Raw genomic sequence first — 6,803 nt, forward strand, 5'->3', positions numbered from 1 at the left:
GGGTATTTGCGCTTCTGGACCCTCCAGGAGCGCAAATACCCAGCACTCAACGTTGCCGGCCGGGTTAGCGGCGGGCGGTCAGCCACGCCTCCGCGGCCGCCCAGTGCTCCTTGAGCAGGATGTACCGGTCCTCGTGCCAGGGCTTGACCGGGCCGGCCCAGTGGATCAGCCCCGGCTCGGCGACGAGCTCCTGCGTGGGCCACGCGTTCCACCGGGCGTCCAGGACGCGGTAGCGCGACCCGGCGTAGGCGTTCAGCACGTCCTGGTCGTTGAGCCCGTACCGCTCCGCGTACGGCACGAACTCCGCGGTGAAGCCGTCGGCGCGCATCACGGCCAGGTCGAGCACCAGGATGCCCGCGTTGAAGCCCTGGTAGCCGTGCCGGTGCCGCTGCATCATCGCCCGCACCAGGTCGCGCGCGGCACCCGGGTCGTGCTGGAGCAGGCGCGTGGACCGGATGACGTTCCCGACGCCGTGCCGGTAGTTGTACGAGATCGACGGGCGGGCCGCCAGCGGCGCACCGCCGAGGTCGGTGTCGTACAGCTCGGCCACGTCCACCACGCACAGCGCGTCCAGGTCGTGGTAGAGCACGCGGTCGAGGTGCGGCAGCAGGTCGGGCAGCAGCAGGCGGTCCATCGTGGCGACCGTGATGTGCTTGAGCATGCCGAGCACGGGCCCGTAGTCGGTCCCGTCGCAGGCGTACCACTCGAACGTGACCTCGGGGAACAGGGCCGCGAGCCGGACGTGGTCGGCCGGTGTGTGGTCGCGCGTGAGCGCCACGACCCGCACCGGACGGTCGGTGTGCCGCACCACCCCGGCCACGACCACCTCCATCTGGGAGCGCAGGTTGCCGTCGAGCGCAACGGCGACGTTGAGCGCCGGGCCCGTCCCGGTCCGGGGCGAGACGGCCTCCACGACGGTCCGCGTGGCGCGCACCCCGGCGACGATGCCGGCCACGTCGCAGGTGCCGGCCGGCACCGACACCGGTGCGGCGTGCACCGCCCGCGCCAGCTCGACCTCGGGGGCCACGGTGGCGGCCCAGGTCGCGTAGACCTCGTCGCGCGGGGCGCCGGCGAGGATCCTGGCCATCGCCGGGGCGACGACGTCCCGGATTCGGCGCTGCATGGCGCGCCGGCCGGCCTCGTCGGCGTCGAGCAGGCCCGCGAACCGGATGTCGGCGTCGTTCCGCGGCCGGAAGTCGACGTCGGCCCCGATGGACCACGCGGGCAGGAAGGCGTGCAGGCGTGAGGTGACCACGCGCGAGTACCGGCTGCGGTAGCCGTCGAGCAGGTCGACGGCGTCGTACACGTTGCGGGCGAACGCGTGGCGGCGCACCTCCGGGTAGAGGTGCGTGACGGACTCGCCCGCGGCGTCGTGCTCCGGGACGGGAGCGTCCACGTACACGGTCGGCGCCCCGGCGGGTGCGGGTGTGAACCCGGCCGGGAACACGGTGTCGACGGTGGTGGTGAGGCAGCCGCTGAAGAACGCCGGGACGCCCGCGTTGAGCAGCAGGTGCACCGTGGTCCAGTCCCGGCAGCCGATCGGCCCGTGGGCCCGGAGGTAGTCGACGGCGGTGGGCGTGAGCACGGCGTGCTTGTTGATGTGGAACGACACGAACAGGGGCTGCAGGTTCTCGTGGAACGGGAAGTCGAACCGCAGGTCGAACTGGCTGTGCATGTACCAGCCGTAGGCCAGCATCCACGTGTTCTCGGGCACGGCGTCCAGCCGCGACATGTCGCGCTGGACCAGCGTCAGGTCGATGTCGGCGCCGGGGCCCGGCACGACGTGCTCGGGCCGCACGCGGCCGGCGAGGAGCCGCACGGGTTCGGTGACGGCGGCGTCGCCGTGCAGGCGCAGGCCCTCGTGCCGCAGCAGGTGGCCGAGGCTCGCGACGGTCTGGATCGTGTCGCCGATGTTGGTGGACGCCACGTTCTCGTCGGGCGCCTTGTAGTCGAGCACGGCGAACGACACGTGCCCGGCGGGCACCCGGGCCGGCGCGGCCGGCCGGTGCGCCTTCTCGATCCAGGGCGCCAGGTGGTCGATCGAGGCCTGGACCTGGTCGGTCAGGCCGGGCGCACGTCGGGCTGCGTCGAGGGCCTCGGCGGCCAGCGCGGCCTCGTCGGCGATGAACAGCAGCCGCGCGAGCTCGAGCAGCACGGGGGCGTCGGACACGATCCCGTGCCGCACCCACGTCGCGGCGGTGCGGGCGACGTCGGGGCTGGCCATGGCGATGCCCGCCCGGAGGTACTCCGCCGGGGCGAGGCGGGCGGCGTCGTCCGGCCCGAGCTGGCGGAGCAGGTCCCAGGCGAGCTCGCGCAGGCCGACGCGCTGCGCGATCAGCGCGGCTCCGGCGACGCCGGCCCGGCGCGTCTCGGGGTGCGCCATGAGCGAGTGGCAGAGCGACCGCCACTGCGCGGTGTCCAGGCTCCCGGCGGTGCGGACGGAGGTCGTGACGGCCTCGTCGATCGGCAGGCCGCGGCGCAGGGCGGCGGTGACGACGGCGTCACCGGAGAGGGGTTCGGGACGCTCCTGGAACGGGCGGTCCGCGGCGCGGTCGGGGGCGGACCACACCTCCCGCGGCTGGCGGCTGGGCTCCTTGGCCTGGGTCCAGGACTCCTGGTCGGGAGTCGGCACGGGCCGGGCCTCGGGTAACGGGCCCGGATTGTCGGGATGCGGGTTGTACAGGGTCTCGGCGGTGGCGGTGAGCAGCGCCTCGGCGATCATCTCGTCGGCGGCCGGGACCTGGTGCGCAGTCTCACCGGACGCGGCGAGACGGCGGCTTGCAGGGGACATGAAGACTCCTCGTGGGGTCGACGGTTGAGCAGGAGAACCGTCGTCCCGGCGTGTGCACGGCGCCGACGGTGGCCAGAGCGTAGTGCCCTCCGGTTACGCCCCGGCGACGACTGGGTAGGCTCCCGGACATGTCTGCGCAACAACCTGCTGACCAGGCCTTTTCGTCGTCGCGGCCCACGGAGCCGGGCACCCTCGTGGGCTGCCGCATGCGCAAGTGGGACGGCACGCCGCACTGGCGGTTCGACGCCGTGCACCTCGGCCGGGACGAGCACGGCGTGTGGCTCGGCTACCCCGCCGGGACGCGCTTCAGCAGGCCCGGCCGGGAGTACCGGACGCGCTATCCCGGCGTCGTGCTCTTCGGCGAGGTCGGCTGGGTCGCGGACATCTACCGCGACCACCCGCGGGGCGTGCGCCTCTACATCGACCTCACGACGGTCCCGGAGTGGCGCGCCGTGCCCGACGGCGGGGACGGCCGCGGCCCGGCGTTCGAGGTCTCGGGCATCGACATGGACCTCGACGTGCTCGCCGTGCAGCCGGGCAGCGAACGGGCCCGGGCGCACGGTGAGTTCTACATCGACGACGAGGACGAGTTCGCGGAGCACTCGGTGCGGTACAACTATCCGCCGTCGGTCGTGGCCCAGGTACGGGCGGATGCCGACGCGCTCCTCGCCGCGGTGCGGGCCGGCGAGGCGCCCTACGACGGCCCGACGGCGGACCGCTGGTTCGCGGTGCTCGACGGGCTGTAGGGCCCGCCGGGCGCGCTCTCAGGAAGTGCCGCGCTCAGTGCGCGGCGAGCACCAGGTCGTCCTGCTCGACGGCGGCCCGCCAGTCGGCCTTCTCCGCGCGCCAGCGCTCGTCGTCGCGCCCGAGCCGCCAGTAGCCCGACGCGGAGAGCAGCTCGCGCGGCACGCCCAGCGTCCCGCGCGCCCAGCGGCGCAGGTCGCGCACGCAGCCGGCCTCGCCGTGCAGGAACGTGTGCGGGGTGCCGTCCGGCAGCTCGGCGGCCTGCACGACGTCGGCCAGGCTCGCCCCCGTGGACCGGTGGACCCAGGTGAGGTGCAGGTTCGCGGCGCTGGTGATCTGCTGCTCCTCCGACGCGTCGGCGACCTCGACGAAGACGTGCGCCACGGCGCCGTCGGGCAGGGCCTCGCACGCGGCCGCGATGGCCGGGAGGGCGGACTCGTCGCCGGCCAGGAGGTGCCACGGGGCCTCGGGGGACGGCGCGTAGTCGCCGCCCGGGCCCACGAAGGAGACCTCGTCGCCCGGCCGGACCCGCTGGGCCCAGGGCCCGCCGTGGCCCACGTCGCCGTGCGTGACGACGTCGATGTCCCAGCCGGACTCCGTCACGGTGCGGATCGTGTAGGTGCGCAGGACGGGGCGGCCCTCGGGCTCGGTGGGCTCGGCCATGACCAGCTTCACGTAGCGGTCGGGGAACGGCGTGGGGTCGACGTCGGCCAGGGCCTCGCCGCCGAGCGTCACCCGGATCATGTGCGGCGTGAGCTGCCGGACCGCCGTGACGGTCGCCGTGGTGCGGGTGCCCTTGCGGGGCCGGTCGGTGGGAGCGCTGGAGGTCTGAGACATGGTGAGGCAAGCCTAACCTCGGGCGCGCTCGGTCGCCGGTGTGGCGTGCGTCACTGGATGAAGCGCTTCTCGGGCGCTCCGGCGCCGGACCTACGGACCGCACGGCGCGCCTACCATGGGCCCGTTGTCGAACTCTTCCTGTCAGGAGCCTGGTCGTGAAGATCGCTGTTGTCGGTACGGGGTATGTCGGGCTGTCGAACGCGGTGCTGCTCGCGCAGAAGCACGAGGTGTGGGCGCTGGACGTGGACCCGGTCAAGGTGGCCCAGGTCAACGACCGGGTCTCGCCGATCGTGGACCCCGAGCTGGAGGAGTACCTGGCCGGCCGGGAGCTGGCGCTGACCGCGACCCTGGACAAGGAACAGGCGTACGCGGAGGCCGGCGTCGTGGTGATCGCGACGCCGACCAACTACGACGAGGTCACCAACTTCTTCGACACGTCCTCGGTCGAGACCGTGATCGACGACGTCCTGGAGCGGGTGCCCGACGCGACGATCGTGATCAAGTCGACGATCCCGGTCGGGTTCACCGAGCGCATGCGGGCCGAGCACCCGGGGGCAGCGATCGTCTTCTCCCCGGAGTTCCTGCGCGAGGGCCGGGCCCTGTACGACAACCTCCACCCCTCGCGCATCGTGGTCGGGGACACCGGTGACCGCGGCAGGCAGTTCGCCGACCTCCTGCTGGAGGGCGCGCTGGACGAGACCACCCCGGTGCTGCTGACCCACCCGACCGAGGCCGAGGCGATCAAGCTGTTCGCCAACACCTACCTGGCGCTGCGGGTGGCGTACTTCAACGAGCTGGACACCTACGCGGCCACCCACGGCCTGGACACGGCGCAGATCATCGAGGGCGTGGGCCTGGACCCGCGGATCGGGACGCACTACAACAACCCGTCCTTCGGCTACGGCGGGTACTGCCTGCCCAAGGACACCAAGCAGCTGCTGGCCAACTACGCCACCGTGCCGCAGAACCTGATCAACGCGGTCGTGGACGCCAACACCACCCGCAAGGACTTCGTGGCCGCGGACATCCTGCGCCGGGAGCCCAAGACCGTGGGTGTGTACCGGCTGGTGATGAAGGCCGGTTCGGACAACTTCAGGGACTCCAGCGTCCAGGGCATCATGAAGCGGATCAAGGCCAAGGGCATCGAGGTCATCGTCTACGAACCCACCCTCGAGCAGGACGACTTCTTCTCCTCGGAGGTCGTGCGCGACCTGGACCAGTTCAAGTCGCGCGCCGACGTCATCATCGCCAACCGGCGGACCGACGTGCTCGACGACGTCGCGGACAAGGTCTACACCCGCGACATCTACGGACGGGACTGACCGATGCGCGTCCTGGTCACCGGCGGCGCGGGTTTCATCGGCGCGAACTTCGTGCACCAGACCGTGCGCGAGCGGCCCGACGCGCGGGTCACCGTGCTCGACGCCCTGACCTACGCGGGCGACCGCACCTCGCTGGCCCCGGTCGCGGACCGGGTGGAGCTGGTCGAGGGCTCGATCACGGACGCGCCGCTGGTCGACCAGCTTGTCGGGGACGCGGACCTCGTCGTGCACTTCGCGGCCGAGTCGCACAACGACAACTCCCTGAACGACCCGTCGCCGTTCGTGCAGACGAACCTGGTCGGCACGTTCACGCTGCTGGAGGCGGTGCGCAGGCACGACGTGCGGTTCCACCACATCTCGACGGACGAGGTGTACGGGGACCTGCCGCTCGACACCCCCGACCGGTTCACGCCGGAGACGCCGTACAACCCGTCGTCGCCGTACTCGTCGACCAAGGCGGGCTCCGACCTCCTGGTCCGGGCCTGGGTCCGGTCCTTCGGCGTGCAGGCGACCATCTCGAACTGCTCGAACAACTACGGCCCCTACCAGCACATCGAGAAGTTCATCCCGCGCCAGGTCACCAACCTGATCGACGGCGTGCGCCCCCGGCTGTACGGCGCGGGGCTCAACGTGCGCGACTGGATCCACGTCGAGGACCACAACGCGGCCGTGTGGACGATCATCGAGCGGGGCACCATCGGCGAGACGTACCTGATCGGCGCCGACGGCGAGACCAGCAACCTCGACGTGGTGCGCACGCTCCTGGAGATCTTCGGGCGGGACGCCGACGACTTCGACCACGTGACCGACCGGCCCGGGCACGACCTGCGGTACGCGATCGACGCGAGCCTGCTCCGGGACGAGCTGGGGTGGGTGCCGCGGTACACGGACTTCCGGGCGGGGCTGGAGGCGACCGTGGGGTGGTATCGGGAGAACGAGCCGTGGTGGAGGGGCGCGAAGGCTCTGACGGAGGCCAAGTACGCGGCTTCGGGGCAGTAGCTTTTTCTTGGGTCCCGGTCCGTGGCTGGGTCCGGTCCGGGCGAACGTGAGGGGTGCGCCGCCTCGCTCACGGGCCCCAGGGGCCCTCCGCTACGGTTTTACGGCGGCGC

Annotated in this window: 5 protein-coding genes; 3 read left to right on the plus strand and 2 right to left on the minus strand. The window is 72.2% G+C overall.

From position 1 onward, the window contains the following. Positions 1–64: 64 nt before the first annotated feature. The gene (locus ACFWEJ_RS25605) at positions 65–2,791 is read right to left on the minus strand and encodes a glycosyltransferase (RefSeq protein ID WP_377231995.1); all 2,727 of its coding nucleotides are present in this window, start codon (positions 2,789–2,791) and stop codon (positions 65–67) included. A gap of 128 nt (positions 2,792–2,919) precedes the next feature. Between ACFWEJ_RS25605 and ACFWEJ_RS25610 the strand changes: the two genes are divergently transcribed. Beyond that, positions 2,920–3,537: a DUF402 domain-containing protein gene (locus ACFWEJ_RS25610; RefSeq protein WP_377231996.1), complete on the plus strand. Its 618-nt coding sequence runs from the start codon at positions 2,920–2,922 to the stop codon at positions 3,535–3,537. A 34-nt stretch (positions 3,538–3,571) separates the two neighbouring features. Here ACFWEJ_RS25610 and ACFWEJ_RS25615 read toward each other — a convergent pair whose 3' ends face one another. Beyond that, positions 3,572–4,372, minus strand: a complete 801-nt coding sequence (locus ACFWEJ_RS25615; protein ID WP_377231997.1) for a siderophore-interacting protein — start codon at positions 4,370–4,372, stop codon at positions 3,572–3,574. 155 nt (positions 4,373–4,527) lie between these two features. Here ACFWEJ_RS25615 and ACFWEJ_RS25620 point away from each other — a divergent pair, with 155 nt between their 5' ends. Both ACFWEJ_RS25620 and rfbB read left to right on the plus strand, forming a co-directional pair. Further along, entirely contained in the window at positions 4,528–5,694 is a 1,167-nt protein-coding gene (locus ACFWEJ_RS25620) for a nucleotide sugar dehydrogenase (protein ID WP_377231998.1), read from the plus strand. Positions 5,695–5,697: 3 nt separating this feature from the next. Continuing rightward, entirely contained in the window at positions 5,698–6,693 is a 996-nt protein-coding gene (gene rfbB / locus ACFWEJ_RS25625; protein WP_377231999.1) for a dTDP-glucose 4,6-dehydratase, read from the plus strand. The last annotated feature ends 110 nt before the right edge of the window (positions 6,694–6,803 follow it).

The organism is Promicromonospora sp. NPDC060204, from assembly GCF_042728455.1.
In the GTDB taxonomy this organism is placed as follows: domain Bacteria; phylum Actinomycetota; class Actinomycetes; order Actinomycetales; family Cellulomonadaceae; genus Promicromonospora.